Below are 24,139 nucleotides of genomic sequence, written 5' to 3' on the forward strand. Positions count from 1 at the left end.
CGGACGATGGAACACGCAAGCGCAGGCAGCCTTGCCAGCCTCGGCGGCGAGACGATGGGCACGCGCTGGAGCGTGCGGCTCATCGCCCCGCCCCGCGCGGACCTGCATGCGCTGCACGCCCGCATCCAGCAGGCGCTCGACCGGGTGGTCGCGCAGATGAGCACCTGGGACGATGCATCCGACATCTGCCGCTTCCGCAATGCACCCGCGGGGACCTGGTGGAAACTGCCGGAAGAGTTCGCCCGGGTACTGGAGTGCGCGATCGAGGTTGCGGGCGCCAGCGACGGCGCGTTCGATCCCACGCTGGGCCCGCTGGTGGACCTGTGGGGTTTCGGCAGCACGGGAACGCCGCGGCGCGTGCCGGGGGCGGACGCGCTGGAGCAGGCGCGTGCGCGCAGCGGCTGGACGCGGATCCAGCGCCGTGACGCGGGAAGGGAACTGCTGCAACCCGGCGGCCTGCAGCTGGACCTGTCTGCGATCGCCAAGGGTTTCGGCGTCGACCTGGTGGCCGCGCAGCTGCGTTCGCTGGGCATCCGGGCGGCGCTGGTGGAGGTCGGTGGCGAGATCGGTGGCTTCGGCCGCAAGCCCGATGGGGACGCGTGGCGAGTCCTGGTCGAGGCCACCATGGCCGACGCAGCGGTCCCGGAGATGCCCGCCCGGGTGCTGCGCCTGGACGACCGCGCGGTGGCGACCTCCGGCGACCGCTGGCACCGCTTCGATCAGGATGGCCGGTGGTACGCCCACACGATCGATCCACGAAGCGGCGTACCCGTGGAGGACGCGGCAGCGTCGGTCACGGTGGTCGCCACCAGCGCGATGGAGGCCGACGCCTGGGCCACCGCACTGACGGTGATGGGCGCCGCGGCCGGACTGGAGTTCGCCCGCAACCGCGGCATGGCGGCGCGATTCGTCGCCGCTGACGGGACGGGTGGACTTCGGGAAACCATGACCGGCGCGTTCCAGTCGCAGCTCGCCGCATGAACGCCCGGCCGCCTGCATCCGGCCGTGCCTGGGCCGGCAACATCGCGCTCGCCGCGCTGCTCGTGCTTGCGGCGGCGCTGCTCCTGCCCCTGCACGGGGACGCCTGGTGGACGGCACCACCGCGGCCGTTCCGCTGGTGGCTGGCCATCGCGGCGTTGCTGGCCTACGTGGGCGCCTGCGCCCCGTTCCTGTGGCGCGGCGCGAGCACGTCGGTCCGTGCGCCAACGCACCCGGATGCGGCGGAAGGCACGATGCTGGTGGTCTGGGCCAGCCAGACCGGGTTCGCCCGGCTGCTGGCCGAACGCAGCGTCGAGATGCTGCGGTCAGGAGCGGTGTCGACAGCGCTGCTGCCGATCGACGCGGTCGACGCGGGCATGCTGGCGCGCAGCCGGCGCGCGCTCTTCATCGTCAGCACCACCGGCGAAGGCGATCCGCCGGACCATGCGCTGGCGTTCCTTCGGCGGACGATGTCCGAAGCGCCCGTGCTGGCCGGACTCGAGTACGCGCTGCTCGCCCTGGGCGATCGCGAGTACCGCGACTACTGCGCGTTCGGCCGCCAGCTCGACGGATGGCTGCGCGAGCATGGCGCCCGGCCCCTGTTCGACCGCGTCGAGGTCGACAATGCCGACCAGGCCGCCCTGCGCCACTGGCAGTACGAAGTCGGCCGGGTCGGCGGCCTGGCCGACCTGCCCGACTGGACGCCGCCCGCATACGAGCCCTGGCGCCTGGAGGCCCGGGTCATGCTCAACCCGGGCGGCCCGGGTGCTCCGGTCCACGACCTGGCCCTGGTCCCGGAACATGGCCCCCTGCCCCGATGGACCGCGGGCGACATCGCCGAGATCGGACCGCGCCATGCGCCGCACCACGTGCACGCGTGGCTGGACGCGGCTGGACTGGACCCGGATGCGCGCATCGTCGGGCCTCGCGGCGAAGAGCCCCTTGCGGTGCTGCTGTCGCGCATGCAGCTGCCGGAGCCCCGGCGGCTGCGTGGCCTGTCCGCACAGGCGCTGGCAGATCGCCTGGATCCGCTTCCGCACCGCGAGTACTCGATTGCCTCCACGCCGGACGAAGGGCAGGTCCGCCTGCTGGTGCGGCGCATGTCCCATCCGGATGGCACGCCGGGACTCGGCAGCGGATGGCTCTGCGAGCACGCGGTGACGGGCGGCACCATCGACCTCCGGGTGCGCCCCAACCCGGGCTTCCACCCGCCCCCCATGGACCGGCCACTGGTCCTGGTCGGCAGCGGCACCGGCATCGCGGGCCTGCGCGCGCACCTGCAGGCCCGCGCAGCTGCGGGCGCGCACGGCGCCTGGCTGCTGTTCGGCGAACGCAGCCCCGGGCACGACCGCTTCTACGCCGACGACCTGCGCCGCTGGCAGGCTGAAGGCGTGCTGGAGCGGGTCGACCTCGCCTTTTCCCGCGCGCCCGCGGAGCCGGCCTACGTGCAGCATCGCCTGCAGGCCGCGGCCGACACCCTGCGCGGATGGATCGACCGCGGGGCGTCGATCCTGGTTTGCGGCAATGCGGGCGCAATGGCGCCCGCCGTGGACATTGCCCTGGGGGATATCCTCGGCGTGGCCCGCCGCGACGAACTCCGTGCAGCAGGCCGCTACCGGCGCGACGTCTACTGACTCCGCCCGCCCAGGCCTCCCGGCGCTCAGTCGTGCTCCGCAGCCCCCCGCAGCACCCGGACCAGCAGCAGTTCGCCCGCCCCGTCGATCGAGTAGCGCCTCCGGCCGGGCGAGGCTGGCAGCCAGGCGCTGTCGCCCTGCGCAAGCGCGGCGCGCTCGCGGCCGTCCGCACCGAGGCGCGCGGCGCCCGCGATCACGTGGACGGCCCATGCCGTGCGCTCGTCGCCGAAGCACCACATTCCCCCAACCAGCGGACGATGCAGCAACGACGCGGCCACCATGTCAGGCCGCCACATCAGGTTGAACACCTGGACCGGCCCGTCCACGGGAACGCCGGTCACCGCCCGTTCGCCATGGAAGCGCGCGCGCTGGTGCGGCGGCAACAGGTCGACCGTGGCGCCGTCATCGAAGCGCAGATGCAGGCCATTGCCGTGGAGCAGGACCTGCTCGCGCTCCACCCCGGGGAATGGTGAAAAATCCGCCGCCGCGTCGACTTCGGCAATGGACAGGCGCACCTGCCAGTGTTCGGGATCGGGCGTGGCCAGGATCTCGCGCGTCCAGCCGCGGCCGTTGCGCCAGCGGATGCGCCGGTATTCGATGGCGGGAATCGCGAGTATGCCGTCGGTGTCCATGCGTGCATTCTGCCGCAGGTGGCGGCGGCCGCCCCGCGCAGGACACCGCCCGGCCGCACGTCCTGTGCGAAGCCGGGCGATGCGTCACTTCCCTGTCGGCATCCTGCCTGGTTCCCGCGTCCCTGCCGGCGGGCACCGGCCGTGCCTCCTGCGCGAGCCGGTGCCACTCCACTGCTTCCTGCCGTCGCACCGCGGTGCGGATCCCCCCATGGCTTCCATGCCGGGATGGACCAGTGATGGTTACGCGGTGCACGGCCGGAAGCGGCCATGCTCAGCGCCGGGCCACGGGCTTGGCCGGGGCCGCGACCACCGGCTTGCCGCCGGAGGGCTTGGCACCCGCAGGCTTGGCCGGAGCCGGCTTGGCGCCCGCCGCCGGCGCGCCGATGGCGATCAGGTCGCGGTTGCGCTCGACCGTCTTCAGGCCGATGCCCTTGACCAGGGCGAGTTCGTCGGCGCTCTTGAACGGCCCGTTGGCCTTGCGGTACTCGACAATGGCCTCGGCCTTCGACGGGCCGATGCCCACCAGCGACTGCTCCAGCCGGGCCGCGTCGGCGGTGTTGATATCCACCTTGTCGGCGGCGAACGCGGTTCCGGCCAGCAGCAGCATCGACAGCACAAGCATGCGGAACACGACGGTGAACGACTTCATGGCAACGCTCCTTGTTGATGGGGTTCGCCGGGCGGGTCTCCTGCCCGTCCATCGGCATGGGCAGTCTCATCCGCCGCCGCGGGCAGGCCTATCGCCGTGGCGCCCGCCGCGGACGCGGCAGCCAGCCGTTCACGCGTAGGAAATTTCCGGGCGGGAACCGGGGCGTAGAATGTCGGCTTTCCGCTTCGCACCTGGACCACACATGGACGCCAACCGGCTCGATCCGCGCGCCGCCGAGAAATTCATCGACCATAAATGGGACGGCGACATCGTCCCGCAGCTGGTCGAGTACATCCGCATCCCCAACAAGTCGCCGATGTTCGACAAGGACTGGCAGGCCAACGGGCACATGGACGCCGCGGTCCGGCTGATGGAGTCCTGGGCGCGCGCGCAGGCCATTCCCGGCCTGCAGGTCGAGGTGGTCCGCCTGGAGGGGCGTACGCCGCTGATCTACGCCGAGGTTCCCGCCAGCGGGCCGGATGCGGGCGAGGACACGGTGCTGCTCTACGGCCACCTCGACAAGCAGCCGGAAATGACCGGCTGGGACGCCGACCTCGGGCCGTGGCTGCCGGTGCTGAAGGGCGACAAGCTCTACGGCCGTGGCGGCGCGGACGACGGTTACGCGATCTTCGGATCGCTCGCCGCGATCCAGGCGCTGCAGGAACAGGGCGTGCCGCATGCCCGCTGCGTGCTGCTGATCGAGGGCTGCGAGGAATCGGGCAGCTACGACCTGCCCGCCTACGTCGACCACCTGGCCCCGCGCATCGGCAAGCCTTCGCTGGTCGTGTGCCTGGATTCGGGCTGCGGCAACTACGACCAGCTGTGGTGCACCACTTCCCTGCGCGGTCTGGCCGGTGGCAACCTGACGGTCAAGGTACTCAGCGAAGGCGTGCATTCGGGCGATGCGTCCGGCATCGTGCCTTCCAGTTTCCGGTTGCTGCGCCAGCTGCTGTCGCGGCTGGAGGACGAGAACACCGGCCGGATCAAGGTCGAGGGCCTGTTCGTCGAGGTACCCGCCGAGCGGCTCGAGCAGGCCGGCAAGGTCGCCGGCGTGCTGGGCGACGAGGTGTTCAGCAAGTTCCCGTTCCTCGACGGCATGGCGCCGATGGACGGTGACCGCACCGAGCTGGTGCTCAACCGCACCTGGCGTCCCGCGCTGTCGGTGACCGGCGTGGACGGCATGCCGCCGCTGTCGTCGGCCGGCAACGTGCTGCGGCCGCATACCTCGGTGAAGCTCTCGCTGCGCCTGCCGCCGACCCTGGACGGCCGCCGCGCCGGCGAACTGCTCAAGGAGGTCCTGCTCGCCGATCCGCCGAACGGTGCCAGGGTCGAGCTGGAGCTGGAGAAGGCCTCGACCGGCTGGAACGCGCCGGCGCAGTCGCCCTGGCTGACCGCCGCGATCGAGGCCGCCTCGCAGGCGGCGTTCGGCAAGCCGGCGATGTACATGGGCGAAGGCGGCACGATCCCGTTCATGGGCATGCTCGGCGAGAAATTCCCCGGCGCGCAGTTCATGATCACCGGTGTGCTCGGCCCGCACTCCAACGCCCACGGCCCGAACGAGTTCCTGCACATCCCGATGGGCAAGCGCGTGACCCAGTGCGTCTCCCACGTGATCGCCGAGCATTACCTGGCCAGCGCGCGCGGTGAGACCACCGGCGTGGGCGCGGTGGCCGGCGGCCAGGCGCACGGCGACCACGGCTGCTGCTGAGCGGCTGCGCCAGGCGAGGATCAGGGAGGCGCCGGGGAAACCCGGCGCCTTTCTTCTGCTGGCAGGCCGGACCGCGGCCGCGCCCCGCCTTGCCTCGCCCGGGATAAGCTGGACAGGCCCCCGCGCATCTCCAACCGGAGCATCCCGAATGGAACAGATCTTTGGTGGTGGCATCGTCTGGACGATCTTCATCGGCCTGGTCGCCGGCCTGCTGGCGCGCGCGCTCAAGCCGGGCAACGACAAGCTGGGCCTGCTGTGGACCATCGTGCTGGGCATCGCCGGCGCCGTGCTGGCCCGGTACGTCGGCGGCGCCCTGGGGTGGTACGGGCCGGGCGAACCTGCCGGTTTCATCGCCTCGGTGGTCGGCGCGATCGTGTTGCTGTTCCTGTACGGCGCGCTGCGCAAGAAGAAGGCCTGACCCGGGCCGCACCGGCCCAGCCCAAGGAGACCCCGCATCGCGGGGTCTCTTCGTGTCCGGCCCGCGCAGTCCAGGCCGCGGTCCGCGCCGGGCTCGCCTGCCGCCATGTGCCGCGTTTACCCTGTGCTCCTGTCCCCGACCGATGCACCCATGCCCGCCACCGACCGTGCCGACCAGCGCCTGGCCTGGACCCGCCAGGCGCTGTCCGATCCCGCGCTGCAGATGGAAGTGGCCTCGGCCGATGCCAGCTTCCGCAGCTACTGGCGCACGGACAGCGGCGGATCCAGCTGGATCGTGATGGATGCCCCGCCGGGGCGCGAGGACATCGGACCGTGGCTGGATATCGGCGCGCGCCTGGCGCGGGCCGGCCTGCACACCCCGGCGGTGCGCGCCAGCGATGCCGCACACGGCTTCGTCCTGATGGAAGACCTGGGGGACCGCCTGTACCTGCCCGAGCTGGACGCCAGCAGCGCCGACGCGCTGTACGCGCCGGCGATCGACGCCATCCTGGCCATGCAGTCGGCCGTCTCCACCGACGGGCTGCCGGCGTTCGACGAGCCGTGGATGGTGATGGAGCTGGAACTGATGCCGGAGTGGTTCCTGCGCCGGCACCTCGGCGTCGAACCGGAATGCGAGGACTGGGATCCGATCGAATCGGGCTTCCGCGCGATCCTCGACGCCGCCCACGCCCAGCCGCAGCGCTTCATGCACCGCGATTTCCATTCGCGCAACCTGCTGGTGGTGCCCGACAACATGCCCGGGGTGATCGACTTCCAGGGCGCGATGCGCGGACCGCTGGCCTACGACCTGGCCTCGCTGCTGCGCGACTGCTACATCGCCTGGCCCGAGGAACGCGTCTCCGCGTGGCGGGAGGGCTACCGCCGGCGCGCCGTGGCCCTGGGCCTGACCGATGCCGGCGAGGCCGAGTTCGCGCGCTGGTTCGACCTGGTCGGGCTGCAGCGGCACATCAAGGTCCTGGGCATCTTCTGCCGCCTGGCCTACCGCGACGGCAAGCCGGGTTACCTGGCCGACCTGCCGCTGGTATGGACGTACGTGCGCGAGGTCGGCAACCGCCACGCGCAGGTCCGCCCGATGGTGGCGCTGCTCGAGCGCGCGATCGGCGGCCGCGACATCACCCTGCCGCGGAACGCCTGAGTGCGCGCCCTGGTCTTCGCCGCCGGACTGGGCGAGCGCATGCGCCCGCTCACCGACCACACGCCCAAGCCGCTGCTGGAAGCGGGCGGCAAGCCGCTGGTCGCCTGGCACCTGGAGAAGCTCGCCGCGCTCGGCATCACCGACGTGGTGGTCAACACCTCGTGGCTGGCGCCGCGGTTTCCCGAGGTGCTGGGCGACGGCTCGCGCTGGGGGCTGCGCCTGCACTACAGCTACGAGGGGCCGAGGCCGCTGGAAACCGGCGGCGGCATGCTGCATGCGCTGCCGCTGCTGGGCGACGCCCCGTTCGTCGCGGTCAACGGCGACATCTGGACCGACTACGACTTCGCGCGGTTGCCGCGCGAACCGCGCGGCGACGCGCACCTGGTCCTGGTCGACAATCCCGTCCACCATCCGGCCGGCGACTTCGTCCTGGCGGCGGACGGCGCGGTCGATGACGCGATCGGAACGCCCAGGCTCACCTTCGCCGGCATCGGCGTCTACCGCCCGGCCGTGATCGCAGGCTGGCGCGACATCGTCACCGTGGACGCTGCCCCCCCGCCGCGGTTCAAGCTGGCGCCCTTGCTGCGCGCGGCGATGGCGCGGGGTGCGGTGAGCGGCGAGCGGCATCCGGGCCGCTGGACCGACGTTGGGACCCCGGAGCGGCTGGCCACCCTGGACCGGCAGCTCGGCGCGGCGCCCGTTCAGCCGCCGGGATGAACTGCGCTTCAACCCCGTCCAGCCGGCCCCACCCGGCCGCCGGGATGCTGGCAGACTCCGCATCACACCCCGACAGGAGTTGGAACATGAAGCGCGCCTGCATTCCGTTCTTGCTCGTCCTTTCGCTGTCCCAGGCCCATGCGCAGTCCGCCGCCCCGGCCTCGCCGCCGGCGGCGCCAGCCGCGCCGGTGGCCGGGGCGCCGTCCGGTTCCTGCGCGCACGTCAGCACCACGCAAGGCGCGGTGCCGGTGACGCAGGACGTGTTCATGGCGGAAATCACCAAGATCGACGGCAAGAGCACGCCGCTCGCCACGGAGAACCGCTACCGGCTCGAGACCGGCGAGCGCGTGCTCACGGTGGCCGAGATGATCGACGTCCGCCACCTGCCCGGCGCGGCCATCGCCCAGATCGCGAAGATGAAGCGCCATGAGCAGGCGCGCGCCTACAAGAAGCTCACCATCGATGCCCAGCCCGGGGTGACCTACCTGGTCGGCGCGCGGCTGCTGAGGGACCGGCTCGATGCCGACAGCATCCGCGACAACCAGTACTGGGAGCCGGTGGTCTGGGACCAGCGCGCCGAGCGCTGTCCCTGAGGCCGGTCATTCGCCGCCGAGGATCCTGCGCAGGAACGGCGCGGTAACCCGGCGTTGGGCGGCGAGCGATTCGCGATCGATCCGTTCCAGCAGCACCGCCAGCTGCGCGATGTCGCGGCCGGTGCGGGTCAGCAGCCAGTCGATCGCCGCCTCCTCCAGCACCAGGCCGCGACGCCGCGCGCGGTCGCGCAGCACGTCGCGGCGGCCCTCGTCGTCCAGTGCCCGCAGCACCACGCGCGTGCACTGGCCCAGGCGCGAGCGCAGGTCGGGCAGCACCAGCGGCAGCGCAGCGGGTCCGGCGGGGGCCAGGTACAGCACCCCGCGTCCGGCGGCGCGGGCCCGGTTGTGGAAGTCGAACAGGGCCACCTCGTCGCCGCGTCCACCGGCGATGGCATCGAGTCCGTCGAGCGCGACCAGGTCGGCGGACTCGAGCGCGTCCAGTGCCTCGGCCAGGCGCCCTGCCGCGGCGCGCAGCGGCAGGTAGGCGGCGCGACGGCCTGCCTGCTCGGCCTCCGCGCATACCGCCAGGCCGAGGTGGGTCTTGCCCGTGCCCGGGCCGCCTTCGACGTAGAGCCAGTCGGCCCCCGGGGCGGTCGCCAGCGCGCGCAGCTGGGCCAGCGCACCTTCGGGTGCGCCGACGAAGCTGTCCAGGCGCTGGTCCGGCGGGTAGCGCAGCGACAGCGGCAGCTGGGGCGTGGCAGCCGGGATGCCGCTCACGGCGCCGCGCCCGGCTCCCGGACCGCCGCCTGCTCGACGCTGCTGGGATCGACGTAGGAATCGAGCACGATCACGGCGTGCTCGCCGGTGTACAGGTCGCTCTCGCGATAGCGTTCCTTGGCGAAGCGCAGCAGCACGTTGGCCACCGCGGCCACCGGCAGCGCCAGCAGCATGCCGACGAAGCCGAACAGCTGGCCGCCGGCCATGATCGCGAAGATCACCGCCATCGGATGCAGGCCGATCTTGTCGCCGACGATGCGCGGGGTCAGCACGTAGCTTTCCAGCATCTGGCCGACGGTGAAGACCACGCCGACCAGCACCAGCAGCTGGACGTCGAACCCCTGGGACTGGACCAGCGCCGCGACCACCGCGAGGACCACGCCGGTGGTCGCGCCCAGGTAGGGAATGAAGCTGATCAGCCCCGCGATCACCCCGATCAGCAGGCCCAGCTTGAGCCCGACCAGCGACAGCCCCACCGCGTAGATCAGCCCCAGCGCGATCATCACCACGAACTGCCCGCGCAGGAACGCCCCCAGCACGTCGTTGGACTCCCGCGCCAGGCGGGTGACCGTGGCGATGTGGTCGCGCGGCACCAGCGAGGCGACCCGGTCGACCAGCATGTCCCAGTCGCGCAGGAAGTAGAACGTCAGGATCGGCAGCAGCACCACGTTCGCGACCCATGCCAGCATCGCCACGCCCGAGCGGGACACGTAGCCGAACACCGCCGCGGCGACGCCGCCGGCCTGCTCCCAGTGGGTCCTGACCCATTCGCTCACCCGGCCGGCGTCGAGCCAGCCGACCAGGTCCATGCCGGTCTTCTGCTCCAGCCAGGGCAGCGCGGTCTGCAGGATCCAGTCGCGGTACGTCGGCGCCGACTCGATCAGCGTGACCACCTGGCGTTCCAGCAGCGGCACCAGGATCAGCAGCGCCAGGACCAGGACCAGGGTCATCGCGCCGAAGACCACGGCGACGGCCAGGTTGCGGGAGAAGCCCCGCCGCTCCAGCCGGTCCACGAGCGGGTCGCCGAGCCAGCCCAGCAGCGCACCGAGGACGAACGGGGTCAGGATGGGGCCGAGCAGCCACACCAGCCAGAGCGCCGCCGACACCACGGCCAGCCACTTGAGCTGGCGCAGGAAGCGGGCGATCTCGTGTTCGGGCGTCGTCTCGCTCATCGGATGCGGTACTCCGCGGGCGTTCCCTCCACCGCGACCACCGGCGAATCGGCACCCAGCATCCGCTGGAAGCCGGACATGCCGGTGAGCAGGTCCAGGTCGAACTCCACCCGCTCCCCGTCGGCACGGGCGGGGGCGATCCGGCGCACCACCGGCATCTTCTGCAGCATCGCCGAGATCCGCAGGTAATCCTCGGCGCTGCGCAGGCCGGTGAACGCGACCCGGTAGGTGCCGGCCGGCTCCGAGGGCGGCACCTTGGCGTAGCGCTGGACCAGGGCGTCGGCGGCCACGTCCGCGCCGCTGGCCATCGCCCGGCGCGCATCGCTGTCGCTGACCGACCGGGTGGCCAGCACCCGCCCGGAGTCCACGAAGGTCCAGTCGGCCGTCCAGCCGCCGCCGCTGCGGTAGAGCTTGCCGATCAGCTGCATCGGCGGGCTGTAGCGGGCCGACGCACGGGCGACCGCGGCCGGATCGTTGCGCCAGATCGCGCCGACCGCGGCCTGTTCGGCCGCCCCACCCGCCGGCAGGCCGAGGCGGTAGCCGCGGGCCTGCGCACGGTCCAGGACGCTGCGCGCGGCATTGACCTGGCCGGTGCTCAGCAACCGCGGCCCGCTGCCATCGTCGATCGCCAGCCACAGCACCGGCTTGGGCCGAGGCTGCGCCCAGACCGGCAGGCCGAGCGCGGCGACCATCGAATCCACCGCCTCGGGCACGAAGCGCACGACGAGCATGGTCCGGAAGGTCGGCGCACCGGCCGGCGAGACGCCCTGGTCCTGGCGGAAGTCGTAGCTGTCCACGTAGGCGCGCGCATTGCGCAGCTCCTGGGCCACGCCGGGACGGTTGACCACGCCGGCATCGCCGGACAGGCGCTCCAGCACCTGGGCCAGGCCCCGCGCGTAGCCGGCTTCCCGCGCCTGCTCGGTCTGGCTGTTCACCGGCACCTCGGCCGCGTACAGGCCCTGGGCGGTCGCTACGTCGCCCTCGGTGCGCAGCCCTTCCTGCGACCAGGCGGGCGCCGCGAGGGCCAGCAGCAGGCACAGCATGGACGCGGCGATCGACGGGAACCGGTGGCTCGGGGCACGGCCTGCGCGCATGCGTGATCCTCGGGGAGCGGGGGTGGATACAGCGGAATTGTTGCCCGAATGCCGTCAGCGCGCCAATCACGCGCCCGGCAGCCGCCCGCCGGCCGGTCGCGGGTCGGCACGGCTGGTAGAATCCGGGCCCCCGATTCCCACCCGCAGGCCCCGCACGTGAGCCAGACCCCGACGCCCGCCCCCCTGACCTACCGCGACGCGGGCGTGGACATCGACGCCGGCAACGAGGTCGTCGAGCGGATCAAGCCGCTGGTCAAGCGCAGCTTCCGCCCGGAGGTGATGGGCGGCCTCGGCGGTTTCGGCGCGCTATTCGACCTGTCGAACAAGTACCGCGAACCGGTCCTGGTCTCCGGCACCGACGGCGTCGGCACCAAGCTGAAGCTGGCCCAGCAGCTGGGGCGGCACGACACCATCGGCATCGACCTGGTCGGCATGTGCGTCAACGACATCCTGGTCCAGGGCGCCGAGCCGCTGTTCTTCCTCGACTACTTCGCCACCGGCAAGCTGGACGTGGAGACCACGGTGGCGGTGGTCGGCGGTATCGCAGCGGGCTGCACCGAGTCCGGCTGCGCGCTGATCGGCGGCGAGACCGCCGAGATGCCCGACATGTACCCGCCGGGCGAGTACGACCTGGCCGGGTTCGCGGTCGGCGCGGTGGAGAAGTCGCAGCTGCTGGACGGCGCGAAGGTTCGCGAGGGCGACGTGCTGCTGGGCATCGCGTCCTCCGGACCGCATTCCAACGGCTATTCGCTGATCCGCCGGATCTACGACCGCGCCGGCCGCCCGGCCGACCTGCAGGTCGGCGGCGTCGCCCTGGCCGACGCGCTGATGGCGCCGACCCGGCTGTACGTGAAGCCGGTGCTGGCGCTGCTGCGCGAACACGGCGAGGCGATCCACGCGATGGCCCACATCACCGGCGGCGGCCTGACCGAGAACATCATCCGGGTGATCCCCGACGGCCTGGGCCTGCAGATCGAAGCGTCCGCCATCGTCCTGCCGCCGGTGTTCGACTGGCTGCAGCGCGAGGGCGCGGTGGCCGACGCGGAGATGTGGCGCACGTTCAACTGCGGCGTCGGCTTCGTGCTGGTGGTGCCGCAGGCGTCGGTCGCGGCCGTGTCGGCGAGCCTCGACGCGCAGGGCCTGGCGCATCGCGCGATCGGCCAGGTGACGCGCCTGCCGGGCGACGCCGCCGGCGACGGCGGGCGCGTCCGCATCGGCTGACCCCGACCCGACGGCACTTCCCGATGAGCCCTTCGACCGGACGCAGGCCGCGCCTGGCGGTGCTCGTGTCCGGTCGCGGCAGCAACCTGCAGGCCGTGATCGACGCCATCGACCGCGGCGAGCTCGACGCGGAAATCGCGGGGGTGTTCTCCGACCGGCCGGGCGCCGCCGCGCTGGACCGCGTGGCTCCCGGCCTGCGCTGGAGCGCCGAAGCCCGCCGCTTCCCCGGCCGCGACGCCTTCGACGCGGCGCTCGCCGCTGCGGTCGACTCCGTCCGGCCCGACTGGGTCTTCTGCGGCGGATACATGCGCATCCTCGGGGAGGCGTTCGTGCGACGGTTCGACGGCCGCCTGCTCAACGTGCACCCGTCGCTGCTGCCGCGCCACAAGGGGCTGCATACCCACGCCCGCGCGCTTGAAGCCGGCGATGCCGAACACGGCGCCAGCGTCCATTTCGTCGTTCCGGAGCTGGATGCTGGAGCGGTGGTGGCGCAGGTCCGCATCCCCGTGCTGGCCGGCGACACGGCCGACCGGCTTGCCGGCCGCCTGCTGCCGCACGAACACCGGCTCGTGGTCGCGACCTTGGCGCTGGCCACCGCGGGCCGCCTCGATGAACGCGACGGTCAGGTCCGGCTGGACGGTCAGACCCTGTTTAGTCCCCTGGAACTAGATTCCAGCGGCATCCTGCGCCCGGGATCACGCTGCTGAGACCGCATTCCGGGCATGCTGGTCCCGCCTCGGCCATCCGCCCCTACATGCCCTCGTACGCCCTGCGCCTCCTGCTGCTTCCCGCCCTCCTCGGCCTCTGCGCCCCGCTGTGCGCGCAATCGCCGGCCGCAGGCGCGCCCCTGCCCGGGGCGCCAGGCGAACAGGCGCCGTCGCAGCCCATGCCGGTGCTCGAGCCTTTCGTCGCGACGTACGAGGCCCACTACCAGGGCAAGCCCGCCGGCAGCGCGACCATGCAGCTCGTGCGGGACGGGGACAGCCGCTGGCGGATCGACCTCACCATCCATGGCGAGCGCGGCATCGCCGGCCTTGCGCGGCTGAACCTGCAGCAGAGCACCGTGTTCGACACCGGGGCGGGCTGGTTCCGGCCGCTCTCCCAGGCCACCGCCCGCAAGGCGATGCTGTTCGGCAAGGAAGTCACCGGGAGCTACGACTGGACGTCCATGGAAGCGCGCTGGGCGGGTGACCTGAAGAAGGAACGCCGCCGCCCGCTGCCGCTGCAGGCCGGCGACATGAGCGCGCTGCTGATCAACCTGGCGATCATGCGCGATGCCGTCCCGGGCGCGACGCTGCAGTACCGCATGGTCGACCTCGGGCGCGCCCGCGACTACGTTTACCAGGCGGCGGACGAACCTGAGATCATGGCCGTCGGCGACATGAGCTACGACGCCCTGCGCGTGGCCCGCACTTCCAGCGACGGCGACCAGACCGTGCTGTGGGTCGCCACCGGCGTACCTACCCCGATCCGCATCCTGCAACGCAAGGACGGCGAAGACGAAATCGACCTGCGACTGGTCGAATACCGAGGAGTCTAGAACGATGAGTGGACGTATCCGATTCGCCCCGGCCCTGGCCCTGCTGCTGGCGCTTGCCGGCACGAGCGCGCATGCCGCCGCGCTGGAACCGTTCACCGCGGAGTACCAGGCGCGCTACCTCGGCATGCAGGCCACCGGCAGCATGACCCTCGCCGCCCAGGCCGACAACCGCTGGAAGTACAGCCTCGATATCAGCAACCAGCTGGGCAGCCTGAGCCAGAGCACGGTGTTCGAGGAGCACCAGGGCCGCCTGCGCCCGCTGAGCAGCAGCGACCGCGCCATGGCGCTGATGAAGAAGAAGAACGTCGACGCCACCTACGACTGGAAGACCGGCCAGGCCACGTGGACCGGCGACGTCAAGCCCGAGCGCCGCGGCCCGGTGAAGCTGCAGCCCGGCGACATGGACGCGCTGCTGATCAACCTGGCCGTCGCCCGCGACCTGGCCGCCGGCAAGCCGCTGAACTACCGGATGGTCGACGAAGGCCGCGTGCGCCAGATGCAGTGGGAAGTCGTGGGCAAGGAACCGGTCACCATCGGCGGTACCAGCAAGGAGGCCACCAAGGTGGTGCGCCGCACGGACAAGCGCGAGATGTACGTGTGGCTGGTGCCGGGGATGCCGGTGCCGGCGCGCGTCCTGCAGCGCGAGAACGGCATCGACACCGTGGACCTGACGGTGCGCGCGGTGCGCTGACGACGCGCGCCGCCCGCGGCGGACGGGCCCTTACGGGGCCGGCTCGAACACGGTGCTGCAGTCGACCCGGATCGCCTCGCCGCTGCGGTACCAGCGGAAGGTGGTGCACTCGCGCTGGCCCTCCCGCTCGCGGGTGGCGGTGACCGCGTAGAACGCCTGGGCGATCTCCGTGCGGGTGACCGTCCCGTCCTCGTTCCAGTCCATGTCGCGGGTCTCGATGCCGCGCGTCACCGCCATGCCGGCCCACCCGGCCCAGCCGACCGCCAGCAGCAGCACCGCCAGGATCACCAGCAGCAGCTTGCGGCGCGGCGTCAGCTTGCCCCTGAGCAGCATCAGCCCGAGATCCTGCGGATCTTCGCGCCGAGCGCACCGAGCTTCTCCTCGATGTTCTCGTAGCCGCGGTCCAGGTGGTAGATGCGGTCGATCGTGGTCTCGCCGTCGGCGACCAGGCCGGCCAGGATCAGCGACGCCGATGCGCGCAGGTCGGTCGCCATCACCGGCGCGCCGCTGAGCCGCTCGGCGCCGCGCACGATCGCGGTATGGCCATCGATCTGGATGTCCGCGCCAAGCCGCAGCAGTTCGTTGACGTGCATGAAGCGGTTCTCGAAGATCGTCTCGCTGATCACGCCCACGCCCTCGGCCACGCAGTTGAGCGCCATGAACTGCGCCTGCATGTCGGTCGGGAACGCCGGATACGGCGCGGTGGTCAGGCTCACCGCCTGCGGCCGCCTGCCGTGCATGTCCAGGGTGATGCTGTCCTCGGTCGTGGTGACCTCGGCGCCGGCTTCGGCCAGCTTGAGCAGCACCGCGTCGAGCGTGTCCGGGCGTGCCTTGCGCGCGGTGATGCGGCCACCGGTCATCGCCGCGGCGACCAGGAAGGTCCCGGTCTCGATGCGGTCCGGCAGCACCGTGTGGCGGCCGCCGGACAGGCGTTCGACGCCGTGGATGGTGATCCGCGACGTGCCCGCGCCCTCGATCCGCGCACCCAGCGCGTTCAGGCACTCGGCCAGGTCGACGACCTCCGGCTCCATCGCCGCGTTCTCGAGCACCGTGGTGCCGTCGGCCAGGGTCGCGGCGGCCATGACGTTCTCGGTGCCGGTCACGGTGACCATGTCGAACACGAAGCGCGCGCCCTTCAGCCGCTGCGCGCGGGCCTTGATGAAACCGTTCTCGACCGTGATCTCCGCACCCAGCGCCTGCAGGCCCTTGATGTGCTGGTCGACCGGACGCGAGCCGATCGCGCAGCCGCCGGGCAGGGAGACCTCCGCCGCGCCGTGGCGCGCCAGCAGCGGGCCGAGCACGAGGATCGAGGCGCGCATGGTCTTGACCAGCTCGTAGGGCGCCACGTGCTGGTTCACGCTGCGCGGATCGACCACCAGGCTGCTGCCACGCGACAGCGTGCCCTGGTCGAACTCCACGCCGGCGCCCAGTTCGCCCAGCAGCTTGATCGTGGTGACCACGTCGTGCAGGTGGGGAACGTTGAGGATCTCCACCGGCGCATCGGCCAGCAGGGTCGCGCACAGGATGGGCAGGACGGCGTTCTTGGCGCCGGAAATGGCGACTTCGCCGCGGAGCGGCGCGCCGCCGGTGACTACGATCTTCTGCATGGCAATCCGGAAAGGGTGGCGGCGGGCGGCCTCAGGCCGCCTCGTCGGGAGTGACGGTCTTCAGGGCCAGGGCATGGATCGCGCCGCCCATCAGGTCGCCGAGGGTGGCGTAGACCAGGCGGTGGCGGGCCAGCGGCAGCTTGCCGCGGAAGGCCTCGGCCACGACCAGCGCCTCGAAGTGCACGCCGTCGTCGCCCTGGACCTGCGCGCGGGCGCCCGGCAGGCCGTCCTCGATCATGCGGCGGATGGTGTCGGCGTCCATGGATCGCTTGGCCTAGAATGAAGCCCCGCATTCTAGCGAATCCGGACGCCCCGGACCGAGCCGCATGAGCCAGTCCCCCCTGCCGGCCACCCACCCCCTGCCCCCCGGCGACGCGTCGTCGCCCGCGGGCCTGGTCGCGAGCGCGCGCCGCGTGTTCGACATCGAGGGCCAGGCCCTGGCCGCGGTCGGCGCCAGGCTGGGCGACGGGTTCGCCCGCGCCTGCGCGCTGGTGATGGCCGGCCGCGGGCGCGTCGTGGCCACCGGCATGGGCAAGTCCGGGCACATCGCCCGCAAGATCGCCGCCACCCTGGCCTCCACCGGCACGCCGGCGTTCTTCGTCCACCCGGGCGAGGCGGGGCACGGCGATCTGGGCATGATCACGGATGCCGACGTGGTGCTGGCGATTTCCTATTCCGGCGAATCGGACGAGATCCTGATGCTGCTGCCGGCGCTGCGGCGCCAGGGCAACCGGGTCGTCGCGCTGACCGGCCGTCCCCAGTCCAGCCTGGCCCGCGAGGCCGACGTGCACCTGGACGTGTCGGTGCCGGCCGAAGCCTGTCCCCTGCACCTGGCCCCGACCTCCAGCACCACCGCCACCCTGGCGATGGGCGATGCCCTGGCGGTGGCGCTGCTGGAAGCCCGCGGCTTCACCGCGGACGATTTCGCCCGCTCGCATCCGGCCGGCAGCCTCGGCCGGCGCCTGCTGCTGCACATCGACGACGTCATGCACGCCGGCGAGGCGCTTCCCAGCGTCGGACTGGCCGCCAGCGTCGCCGAAGCCCTGGTCGAGATGAGCCGCAAGCGGCTGGGCATGACCGCGGTGGTCGACGACGGCGGCCTGCTGGCGGGCATCTTCACCGACGGCGACCTGCGCCGCGCCCTGGACCAGGGGGTGGACGTGCGCCAGACCCCGATCGCCAGCGTGATGACGCGCAACCCGCGCACCGTCCGCGCCGGCCGCATGGCCAGCGAGGCGGCGCACCTGATGGAGCAGCACCGGATCAACGGCCTGATCGTGGTCGACGACGGCGGCCGCGCGGTCGGCGCGCTCAACATTCACGACCTGTTGCGCGCGCGCGTGGTTTAACGGCCCCTCCCTGACAGGTTCCTACGTGCCCTACGATCCCCTCGCCCACGTCGACGCCGGCATTCGCGAACGCGCGACCCGCATCGGCCTGCTCTGCCTGGACGTGGACGGCACGCTGACCGACGGCCGCCTGTACTTCGACAGCGATGGCCGCGAGCTGAAATCCTTCAGCGTGCTGGACGGCCAGGGGCTGACGCTGTTGCGCCGCTTCGGCTTCCAGGTCGCGCTGATCACCGCGCGGCACAGCCTGGTGGCGCAGAAGCGCGGCGCCGACCTGGGACTGGAGACCCACATCGGGGTCAAGGACAAGCTTTCCTGCATGGACGAACTGGCCGCGCGGCACGGGCTCGACCGCGAGCGCACGGCGTTCGTCGGCGACGACCTGCCCGACCTCGACTGCCTGCGGGTGGCGGGGCTGTCGGTCGCCCCCGCCAACGCGCACCCGTGGATCGCCGAGCTCGTGCACTGGCGCACCCGTGCGCGCGCCGGCGAAGGGGCGGTGCGCGAGGTCTGCGACGTGCTGCTGGCCGCGCAGGGCCACGTGCCGGCGATCCTGGCCGGTGCCGCGCACGGCGCCCGTGACGGACGCCAGGCATGAGCCGCCGCACCCTGCTCGGCCTGGCCCTGCTGGTCGCGGCCATCGTCACCGGCTGGTCGGCCTGGAACATGCGCGAACGCGCGGCGCCGGCGGCCGGCGCCGGCCAGCGTTCCGACTACGTGCTGCGCGATTTCGAGCTGGTTACCCTGGACAAGGCCGGGGTCGAATCCGCGCGCCTGAAGGCGCCGGAGCTGCAGCGCAGCCGCCAGGACGAAAGCCTGTCGATCGTGCGCCCGTTGTTCCTGCTGCCCGGCGAGGACGGCGGCTGGCGCATGAGCGCGGACACCGGCTGGGTCGCCGCCGACGGCAACCTGATCAGGCTCGAGGGCAACGTGGCCGGCGACAGCGCCGAAGGCCACCCGGTGCCGACCTCGTTCCGGACCTCGACGCTGGAACTGCTTCCCGAGCAGGACCTGGCCCGCACCGCCGCCGCGGTCACCATGACCCAGCCGGGTATCATGCAGACCGGCGTCGGTTTCCAGGCCAACCTGCAGACCCGCCAGTACAAGCTCCTCTCCAAGGTGAAAGTCCGATATGACCCCCCGACGCGCCGCTAGCGGACTGGCCCTGGCCCTGGCGTGCCTGCTCGCCGCAGGCCCGGCCGCCGCCAGGTCCACCGACCGGGACCAGCCGATGGAGCTGGATGCCGACAGCCAGGACTGCAACGTCGCCGACGTGAACAGCACCTGCGTGTTCTCCGGCAACGTCGTCATCCGCCAGGGCACGCTCGACGTACGCGCGAGCCGCGCCGAAGTCGTCCGCCGCAACGGCGACATCGAGCAGGTCATCCTCACCGGCAAGCAGGCGACGATGAAGCAGCAGATGGACGACGGCACGATGATGAATGCCAGCGCCGACCGCATCGTCTACGAGCCGAACCGGCAGATCCTGACCCTGACCGGCAACTTCAAGGTCGAATCACCGCGCGGCAGCAACAGCGGCCAGAAGATGGTCTACAACATGGGCACCGGGCAGATGCAGAGCGGCGGCGACGGCACCCGCGTGCGCACCGTGATCCAGCCCAAGGCACAGGCCGGGAGCCGCAACTGATGCTCGTCGCCGAGGGCCTGCGCAAGCGGTACAAGCAGCGCGAGGTGGTGCGCGAGTTCGGGCTCAGCCTGGATGCCGGCGAGGTCGTCGGGCTGCTCGGCCCCAACGGCGCGGGCAAGACCACCTGCTTCTACATGATCGTCGGCCTGGTCGCCGCCGACGCGGGGCGCATCCTGCTCGATGGCCGCGACATCACCTCCGAGCCGATGTACACCCGCGCCCGGCTCGGCGTGGGCTACCTGCCGCAGGAAGCCTCGGTGTTCCGGAAGCTGAGCGTGGCGGACAACCTGCGCCTGGTGCTGGAGCTGCGCGAGGACCTGGACGCCGACGGGGTCGAGCGCGAGCTGTCCTCGCTGCTGGACGAGCTGCAGATCGGCCACGTCGCCGACCAGCTCGGCGCCAGCCTGTCCGGCGGCGAGCGGCGGCGCTGCGAGATCGCGCGCGCGCTGGCCGCCCGGCCACGGCTGATGCTGCTGGACGAGCCCTTCGCGGGCGTCGACCCGATCTCGGTCGGGGAGATCCAGCGCATCGTGACCCACCTCAAGAACCGCGGCATCGGCGTGCTCATCACCGACCACAACGTGCGCGAGACCTTGGGAATCTGCGACAGGGCGTATATCCTCGCCGAAGGAAGCGTACTGGCGCAGGGGGCGCCGGACGCGCTGCTGGCCGATCCGGACGTGCGCCGGGTCTACCTCGGGGACCAGTTCCGCCTGTAGGTTCCCCCGGGATCATCCCCCGCCGGCAGTCCCGTCGTTCCAAACCTGGCAGGGACATGAAGGCACGGCTGCAGACATCGCTCGGACAGCACCTGGTCATGACGCCGCAGCTGCGTCAGGCCATCCGCCTGCTGCAGATGTCTACGCTGGAGCTGCAGGCCGAGGTCGCCGAGGCGATCGAATCCAACCCGCTGCTCGAGTGGACCGAGGACGCGCCCTACGACGCGCCGGCCCCGGCCGACGGCAAGGCGTCGGCCGACGAAGGCAACGGCGCGGACGATGGCGCCGAGCGCAGCCGCGACGACGGCGACTGGACCCCCGACGAGGGGGGCTGGGAAAGCGTGGGTGGCGGCGGTGGCGGCGGCTCCGACGAGGACCGCGAGGATGCCGCCGAGCGCATGGCGGAACCGGAAAACCTCGCCGACCACCTTCTCTGGCAGCTGCACCTGTCGCCCCTTTCCGAACGCGACCGCCGCATCGGCGCCGCGCTCATCGACGCGCTGGACGAGGACGGCTACCTGCGCGAGCCGCTGTCGGCCATCGCCGAGACGCTGCTGCCGGAAGTGCACGCCGCCGAGGAGGAGATCCTGACGGTGCTGCACCAGTTGCAGCGGTTCGACCCCGCCGGCATCGGCGCGCGCAACCTCGGCGAGTGCCTGCGCCTGCAGCTCGAGGTGTTGCCCGAATGCACGCCGGGCCGGGCCCTGGCGCTGCGCATCGTCGACGGCCCGCTCGAGCGGCTGCCGCGCAGCGGCATCGCCGGCATCGCGCAGGAGCTGCGCAGCCCGGTGGACGAGGTGGAACAGGCGGTGCAACTGGTGCGTTCGCTGGACCCGCGGCCCGGCAAGCAGATCGGCGAAGTCGACCCCGACAGCTACGTGGTGCCGGACTGCGTGGTCTGGCGCCAGCGCGGCGTGTGGAAGGTGGCGCTGTCGCAGCAGGCGATGCCGCGCGTGTCGATCCACCGCGGTTACGAACAGATGATCCGCCGCTGCGGCGAGAGCGACGCCGGCTACCTGCGCACCCAGCTGCAGGAAGCGCGCTGGCTGCTCAAGAGCCTGGAGGCGCGCGGCGAGACCCTGCTCAAGGTGATGCGCTGCCTGCTGCGGATGCAGTCCGGGTTCCTCGAGTTCGGGGAGCAGGCGCTGCGCCCCCTCACCCTGCGCGAGATCGCCGGCGAGATCGGCCTGCACGAATCCACCGTATCCCGGGCGATCGCGCGCAAGTACGTGCGCACCCCGCGCGGCACCCTTCCGCTGCGGTCGTTCTTCGCGTCGGGCATCGACACCGATGGCGGCGGCGAGGCCTCCAGCACCGCGATCCAGGCCATGATCCGCCGTCTCATCGACGACGAGAACCCGCGCAAGCCGCTGTCTGACGCCAAGCTGGCCGACCTGCTCAAACAATCGGGCATCCCGGTGGCGCGGCGGACCGTGGCGAAGTATCGTGAGGCCATGAACATTTCGGCTTCGCATGAGCGGGTCCGGATCGGCTGATACAGCAACACCGACGGAACACCGCCCGGGGCGGAGCCGCCAACGCGGCAACGACCAAGGAGGTACATGATGCGCATCGAAACGTACGGCCAGCAGCTCGACGTCACCCCGGCCCTGCGCGAGTATGTCGAGAGCAAGCTGCAACGCCTCGACCGCCATTTCGACCAGCCCATCGAGGTCCGTGTCCAGCTGGGGCTGCGCAAGCCCGCGCACCACGCCGAAGCGACCATCACCGTGCCGGGGCGAACCCTGCACGCGGACGCCGACGGCGAGAACATGTACGCGGCGATCGACCTGCTGGCCGACAAGCTGGACCGCCTGGTCCTCAAGCACAAGGAAAAGCAGCACGACCACCACGCGCCGCGCGTGGCCAGCGGCACGGCCTGACCGGGCCTTCGCACCCGTGCCGGCGGCGACCCGCCGCCGGCACGCCGCCTCCCTCCCCGGACGGAATCTGGGCGACAATCACGCACCCCCATCGACGAGGCCGGGTTGCATGAGGAACGCCAGCATCACCGCGCGCGAACTGTTCGACCAGCAGCAGGAGAAGCTCGGCCTGCGCTGGCTGGCCGGGCAGAAGGGGGAGAACCGCGGGATCGAATCGGGCGACACCAACGCGCGGCGCCCGTCGCTGGCCGGCTACCTCAATGCCGTCTATCCCAACAAGGTGCAGATCCTCGGCAGCGAGGAGCTGGCCTGGCTGGACTCGCTCGACGCCCGCCTGCGCTGGGAAACGATCGAGAAGATCATCCAGTTCCGCCCGCTGGCGCTGGTGATCAGCAAGAACCAGTCCTGCCCGGAGGACCTGCGCACCGCCGCCGAGGAGACCGACACCCCCCTGTGGGTCTCGCCCAAGCGCGGCCACGAGCTCCTCAACCACCTCTCCTACCACCTCGCCCGCACCCTCGCCCCGCGCGTGACCCTGCACGGGGTGTTCATGGAGATCTACTCGATCGGCGTGCTGATCACCGGCGAGGCAGGCTCGGGCAAGAGCGAGCTGGCGCTGGAACTGCTCAGCCGCGGCCACCGCCTGGTCGCCGACGACGCGCCGGAGTTCACCCAGATCGCGCCCGACGTGCTCGACGGCACCTGCCCGGAACTGCTGCAGGACCTGCTCGAGGTGCGCGGCCTGGGCGTGCTCAACGTCCGCGAGATGTTCGGCGACACCGCGGTGAAGAAGAACAAGTACCTGCGCCTGATCGTGCACCTGACCCGGCCGATGACCGAGCCCAACCCGCACGGTTACGAGCGCCTGACCGGCGACTCCGGGACCCGCCACGTGCTCGACCTGGACGTGCCCCTGATCACCCTGCCGGTGATGCCCGGCCGCAACCTGGCGGTGCTCACCGAGGCGGCCACGCGCCTGCACATCCTGCGCACCAAGGGCATCGACCCCGCGGCGATGTTCATCGCCCGCCACAGCAACCTGCTGGAGCGGCGCGGCGCATGAGCGCGACCCAGCCCACCCTGGTGATCGTCAGCGGCCTGTCCGGGTCGGGCAAGTCGGTCGCGCTGAAGACCTTCGAGGACCTGGACTACTACTGCGTCGACAACCTCCCGGTGGAGCTGCTGCCGTCGTTCGTCCGCAGCCTGGTCCGCGAGGACGGACTGCCCGAACGCATGGCCGTGGGCATCGACGTGCGCAGCCGGCACAGCGACCTGAGCCGGCTCGCCGAATGGCGGGCGATGGCCGTGTCGCTGGGAGTGGATGCGCGCCTGCTGTACTTCGACGCGAACGACGAGGTGCTGCTGCGGCGCTTCGCCGACACGCGGCGGCGCCATCCGCTGACGCGCCTGGGCCTGTCGCTGCCCGAGGCGCTGCTTCGCGAACGCGAGCTGACCCGCCCGCTGCGCGAGGAGGCGGACGCGGTGGTCGACACCAGCGCCCTCAACGTCCACCAGCTGCGGCGCCTGGTCATCACCGAATTCGCGCTCGCCCACGCCCCGGGCCTGTCGCTGCTGTTCGAATCCTTCGCCTACCGCCGCGGCGTGCCGGCGGACGCGGATTTCGTGTTCGACGCCCGGGTCCTGCCCAACCCGCACTGGGATCCCGAGCTGCGGCCGCTGACCGGCCGCGACCCCCGGGTCCGGGACTACCTCGACGCCCAGCCGGAGGTGGAAACCTTCGTCGCCCAGGTCGGCGGCTTCCTCGACACCTGGCTGCCGCGGCTGCGCAACGAGACCCGGGCCTACGTGACCGTGGCCTTCGGCTGCACCGGCGGCAAGCACCGCTCGGTGTACCTGGCCGAACGGCTGGCCGCCCACTTCCGGCTCCAGGGATGGGACCAGGTCGCCACCTACCACCGGGAACAGGACTGACCCCTCCGTCGGCGGCGGTTAGGCCGGCCCGGCCCCGCCCAGCTACCTGGCTGACGCCGGTCATAGCGCTCTGTTAACTTTC

The 24,139-nt window shown here is 71.8% G+C and carries 28 protein-coding genes; 20 read left to right on the top strand and 8 right to left on the bottom strand.

Annotation, left to right across the window (positions count from 1 at the left end; all coding sequences use genetic code 11):
* The first annotated feature begins 6 nt into the window (after positions 1 to 6).
* Together ACA089_RS06560 and ACA089_RS06565 are read left to right on the top strand one after the other, a co-directional pair.
* Positions 7 to 981 (top strand): FAD:protein FMN transferase, encoded by a 975-nt coding sequence (locus tag ACA089_RS06560; protein ID WP_372014753.1) that lies wholly within the window; start codon positions 7 to 9, stop codon positions 979 to 981.
* Positions 978 to 2,612: a sulfite reductase subunit alpha gene (locus ACA089_RS06565; protein ID WP_372014754.1), complete on the top strand. Its 1,635-nt coding sequence runs from the start codon at positions 978 to 980 to the stop codon at positions 2,610 to 2,612. The genes ACA089_RS06560 and ACA089_RS06565 overlap by 4 nt, the downstream gene beginning before the upstream one ends.
* 26 nt (positions 2,613 to 2,638) lie before the next feature.
* Here the strand turns inward: ACA089_RS06565 and ACA089_RS06570 are convergent, their stop codons facing one another.
* Both ACA089_RS06570 and ACA089_RS06575 read right to left on the bottom strand, forming a co-directional pair.
* Positions 2,639 to 3,244: a HutD/Ves family protein gene (locus ACA089_RS06570; protein WP_372014756.1), complete on the bottom strand. Its 606-nt coding sequence runs from the start codon at positions 3,242 to 3,244 to the stop codon at positions 2,639 to 2,641.
* 271 nt (positions 3,245 to 3,515) lie between these two features.
* Positions 3,516 to 3,893 (bottom strand): ComEA family DNA-binding protein, encoded by a 378-nt coding sequence (locus ACA089_RS06575; RefSeq protein WP_372014758.1) that lies wholly within the window; start codon positions 3,891 to 3,893, stop codon positions 3,516 to 3,518.
* Positions 3,894 to 4,095: 202 nt separating this feature from the next.
* Between ACA089_RS06575 and ACA089_RS06580 the strand changes: the two genes are divergently transcribed.
* The 5 genes from ACA089_RS06580 (at position 4,096) to ACA089_RS06600 (ending at position 8,484) form a co-directional block, all read left to right on the top strand.
* Positions 4,096 to 5,601, top strand: coding sequence for a M20 family metallopeptidase (locus ACA089_RS06580; RefSeq protein WP_372014760.1), 1,506 nt, complete (start codon positions 4,096 to 4,098; stop codon positions 5,599 to 5,601).
* Positions 5,602 to 5,749: 148 nt separating this feature from the next.
* Complete coding sequence (locus tag ACA089_RS06585; protein ID WP_372014763.1) at positions 5,750 to 6,019, top strand: GlsB/YeaQ/YmgE family stress response membrane protein; 270 nt, start codon at positions 5,750 to 5,752, stop codon at positions 6,017 to 6,019.
* A 150-nt stretch (positions 6,020 to 6,169) separates the two neighbouring features.
* A complete protein-coding gene (locus tag ACA089_RS06590; RefSeq protein WP_372014765.1) occupies positions 6,170 to 7,174 on the top strand; it encodes an aminoglycoside phosphotransferase family protein in 1,005 nt (334 codons plus the stop codon).
* Complete coding sequence (gene murU / locus ACA089_RS06595) at positions 7,175 to 7,891, top strand: N-acetylmuramate alpha-1-phosphate uridylyltransferase MurU (RefSeq protein WP_372014768.1); 717 nt, start codon at positions 7,175 to 7,177, stop codon at positions 7,889 to 7,891.
* 86 nt (positions 7,892 to 7,977) lie between these two features.
* Positions 7,978 to 8,484, top strand: a complete 507-nt coding sequence (locus ACA089_RS06600) for a hypothetical protein (protein ID WP_372014771.1) — start codon at positions 7,978 to 7,980, stop codon at positions 8,482 to 8,484.
* 6 nt (positions 8,485 to 8,490) lie between these two features.
* Here ACA089_RS06600 and hda read toward each other — a convergent pair whose 3' ends face one another.
* The 3 genes from hda to ACA089_RS06615 are packed head-to-tail and all read right to left on the bottom strand — an operon-like array spanning position 8,491 to position 11,467.
* A complete protein-coding gene (hda, locus tag ACA089_RS06605) occupies positions 8,491 to 9,201 on the bottom strand; it encodes a DnaA regulatory inactivator Hda (protein ID WP_372014773.1) in 711 nt (236 codons plus the stop codon).
* The gene (locus ACA089_RS06610) at positions 9,198 to 10,373 is read right to left on the bottom strand and encodes an AI-2E family transporter (protein WP_372014775.1); all 1,176 of its coding nucleotides are present in this window, start codon (positions 10,371 to 10,373) and stop codon (positions 9,198 to 9,200) included. Before ACA089_RS06610 ends, hda begins: the two co-directional genes overlap by 4 nt.
* Positions 10,370 to 11,467 carry a DUF2066 domain-containing protein gene (locus tag ACA089_RS06615; RefSeq protein ID WP_372014778.1) on the bottom strand — a complete coding sequence of 366 codons (1,098 nt, stop codon included), beginning with the start codon at positions 11,465 to 11,467 and terminating at the stop codon, positions 10,370 to 10,372. Before ACA089_RS06615 ends, ACA089_RS06610 begins: the two co-directional genes overlap by 4 nt.
* A gap of 48 nt (positions 11,468 to 11,515) precedes the next feature.
* Between ACA089_RS06615 and purM the strand changes: the two genes are divergently transcribed.
* Genes purM through ACA089_RS06635 form a run of 4 tightly spaced genes read left to right on the top strand, consistent with a single transcriptional unit; the run spans position 11,516 to position 14,919 of the window.
* Complete coding sequence (purM, locus tag ACA089_RS06620; protein ID WP_372014780.1) at positions 11,516 to 12,688, top strand: phosphoribosylformylglycinamidine cyclo-ligase; 1,173 nt, start codon at positions 11,516 to 11,518, stop codon at positions 12,686 to 12,688.
* 23 nt (positions 12,689 to 12,711) lie between these two features.
* Entirely contained in the window at positions 12,712 to 13,395 is a 684-nt protein-coding gene (gene purN / locus ACA089_RS06625) for a phosphoribosylglycinamide formyltransferase (protein WP_372014782.1), read from the top strand.
* A gap of 47 nt (positions 13,396 to 13,442) precedes the next feature.
* Positions 13,443 to 14,228: a DUF3108 domain-containing protein gene (locus ACA089_RS06630; RefSeq protein ID WP_372014785.1), complete on the top strand. Its 786-nt coding sequence runs from the start codon at positions 13,443 to 13,445 to the stop codon at positions 14,226 to 14,228.
* A gap of 4 nt (positions 14,229 to 14,232) precedes the next feature.
* Positions 14,233 to 14,919, top strand: a complete 687-nt coding sequence (locus ACA089_RS06635; protein ID WP_372014787.1) for a DUF3108 domain-containing protein — start codon at positions 14,233 to 14,235, stop codon at positions 14,917 to 14,919.
* A 30-nt stretch (positions 14,920 to 14,949) separates the two neighbouring features.
* Here the strand turns inward: ACA089_RS06635 and ACA089_RS06640 are convergent, their stop codons facing one another.
* Genes ACA089_RS06640 through ACA089_RS06650 form a run of 3 tightly spaced genes read right to left on the bottom strand, consistent with a single transcriptional unit; the run spans position 14,950 to position 16,788 of the window.
* The gene (locus tag ACA089_RS06640) at positions 14,950 to 15,252 is read right to left on the bottom strand and encodes a hypothetical protein (RefSeq protein ID WP_372014790.1); all 303 of its coding nucleotides are present in this window, start codon (positions 15,250 to 15,252) and stop codon (positions 14,950 to 14,952) included.
* Positions 15,252 to 16,526 (bottom strand): UDP-N-acetylglucosamine 1-carboxyvinyltransferase, encoded by a 1,275-nt coding sequence (murA, locus tag ACA089_RS06645; RefSeq protein WP_372014792.1) that lies wholly within the window; start codon positions 16,524 to 16,526, stop codon positions 15,252 to 15,254. Before murA ends, ACA089_RS06640 begins: the two co-directional genes overlap by 1 nt.
* 31 nt (positions 16,527 to 16,557) lie before the next feature.
* Positions 16,558 to 16,788: a BolA family protein gene (locus ACA089_RS06650; protein ID WP_372014795.1), complete on the bottom strand. Its 231-nt coding sequence runs from the start codon at positions 16,786 to 16,788 to the stop codon at positions 16,558 to 16,560.
* Between the two features lie 64 nt (positions 16,789 to 16,852).
* On the opposite strand from ACA089_RS06650, the gene ACA089_RS06655 reads away from it, so the two are divergent.
* The 9 genes from ACA089_RS06655 (at position 16,853) to rapZ (ending at position 24,057) form a co-directional block, all read left to right on the top strand.
* Positions 16,853 to 17,875 carry a KpsF/GutQ family sugar-phosphate isomerase gene (locus tag ACA089_RS06655; RefSeq protein WP_372014798.1) on the top strand — a complete coding sequence of 341 codons (1,023 nt, stop codon included), beginning with the start codon at positions 16,853 to 16,855 and terminating at the stop codon, positions 17,873 to 17,875.
* A gap of 25 nt (positions 17,876 to 17,900) precedes the next feature.
* The gene (locus ACA089_RS06660) at positions 17,901 to 18,473 is read left to right on the top strand and encodes a KdsC family phosphatase (RefSeq protein WP_372014800.1); all 573 of its coding nucleotides are present in this window, start codon (positions 17,901 to 17,903) and stop codon (positions 18,471 to 18,473) included.
* Positions 18,470 to 19,030, top strand: a complete 561-nt coding sequence (gene lptC, locus ACA089_RS06665; RefSeq protein ID WP_372014803.1) for an LPS export ABC transporter periplasmic protein LptC — start codon at positions 18,470 to 18,472, stop codon at positions 19,028 to 19,030. Before ACA089_RS06660 ends, lptC begins: the two co-directional genes overlap by 4 nt.
* The gene (gene lptA / locus ACA089_RS06670) at positions 19,008 to 19,523 is read left to right on the top strand and encodes a lipopolysaccharide transport periplasmic protein LptA (protein WP_372014805.1); all 516 of its coding nucleotides are present in this window, start codon (positions 19,008 to 19,010) and stop codon (positions 19,521 to 19,523) included. The genes lptC and lptA overlap by 23 nt, the downstream gene beginning before the upstream one ends.
* A complete protein-coding gene (gene lptB, locus ACA089_RS06675) occupies positions 19,523 to 20,242 on the top strand; it encodes an LPS export ABC transporter ATP-binding protein (RefSeq protein ID WP_372014808.1) in 720 nt (239 codons plus the stop codon). The genes lptA and lptB overlap by 1 nt, the downstream gene beginning before the upstream one ends.
* Before the next feature lie 56 nt (positions 20,243 to 20,298).
* Entirely contained in the window at positions 20,299 to 21,738 is a 1,440-nt protein-coding gene (locus ACA089_RS06680; protein ID WP_372014810.1) for an RNA polymerase factor sigma-54, read from the top strand.
* 69 nt (positions 21,739 to 21,807) lie between these two features.
* Positions 21,808 to 22,125: a ribosome hibernation-promoting factor, HPF/YfiA family gene (hpf, locus tag ACA089_RS06685; protein WP_372014812.1), complete on the top strand. Its 318-nt coding sequence runs from the start codon at positions 21,808 to 21,810 to the stop codon at positions 22,123 to 22,125.
* A gap of 109 nt (positions 22,126 to 22,234) precedes the next feature.
* A complete protein-coding gene (gene hprK, locus ACA089_RS06690) occupies positions 22,235 to 23,188 on the top strand; it encodes an HPr(Ser) kinase/phosphatase (protein ID WP_372014814.1) in 954 nt (317 codons plus the stop codon).
* Entirely contained in the window at positions 23,185 to 24,057 is an 873-nt protein-coding gene (gene rapZ, locus ACA089_RS06695; protein WP_372014816.1) for an RNase adapter RapZ, read from the top strand. The genes hprK and rapZ overlap by 4 nt, the downstream gene beginning before the upstream one ends.
* Positions 24,058 to 24,139 lie beyond the last annotated feature (82 nt).

Source organism: Pseudoxanthomonas fibrivorans (assembly GCF_041464125.1).
Taxonomy (GTDB): Bacteria; Pseudomonadota; Gammaproteobacteria; order Xanthomonadales; family Xanthomonadaceae; genus Pseudoxanthomonas.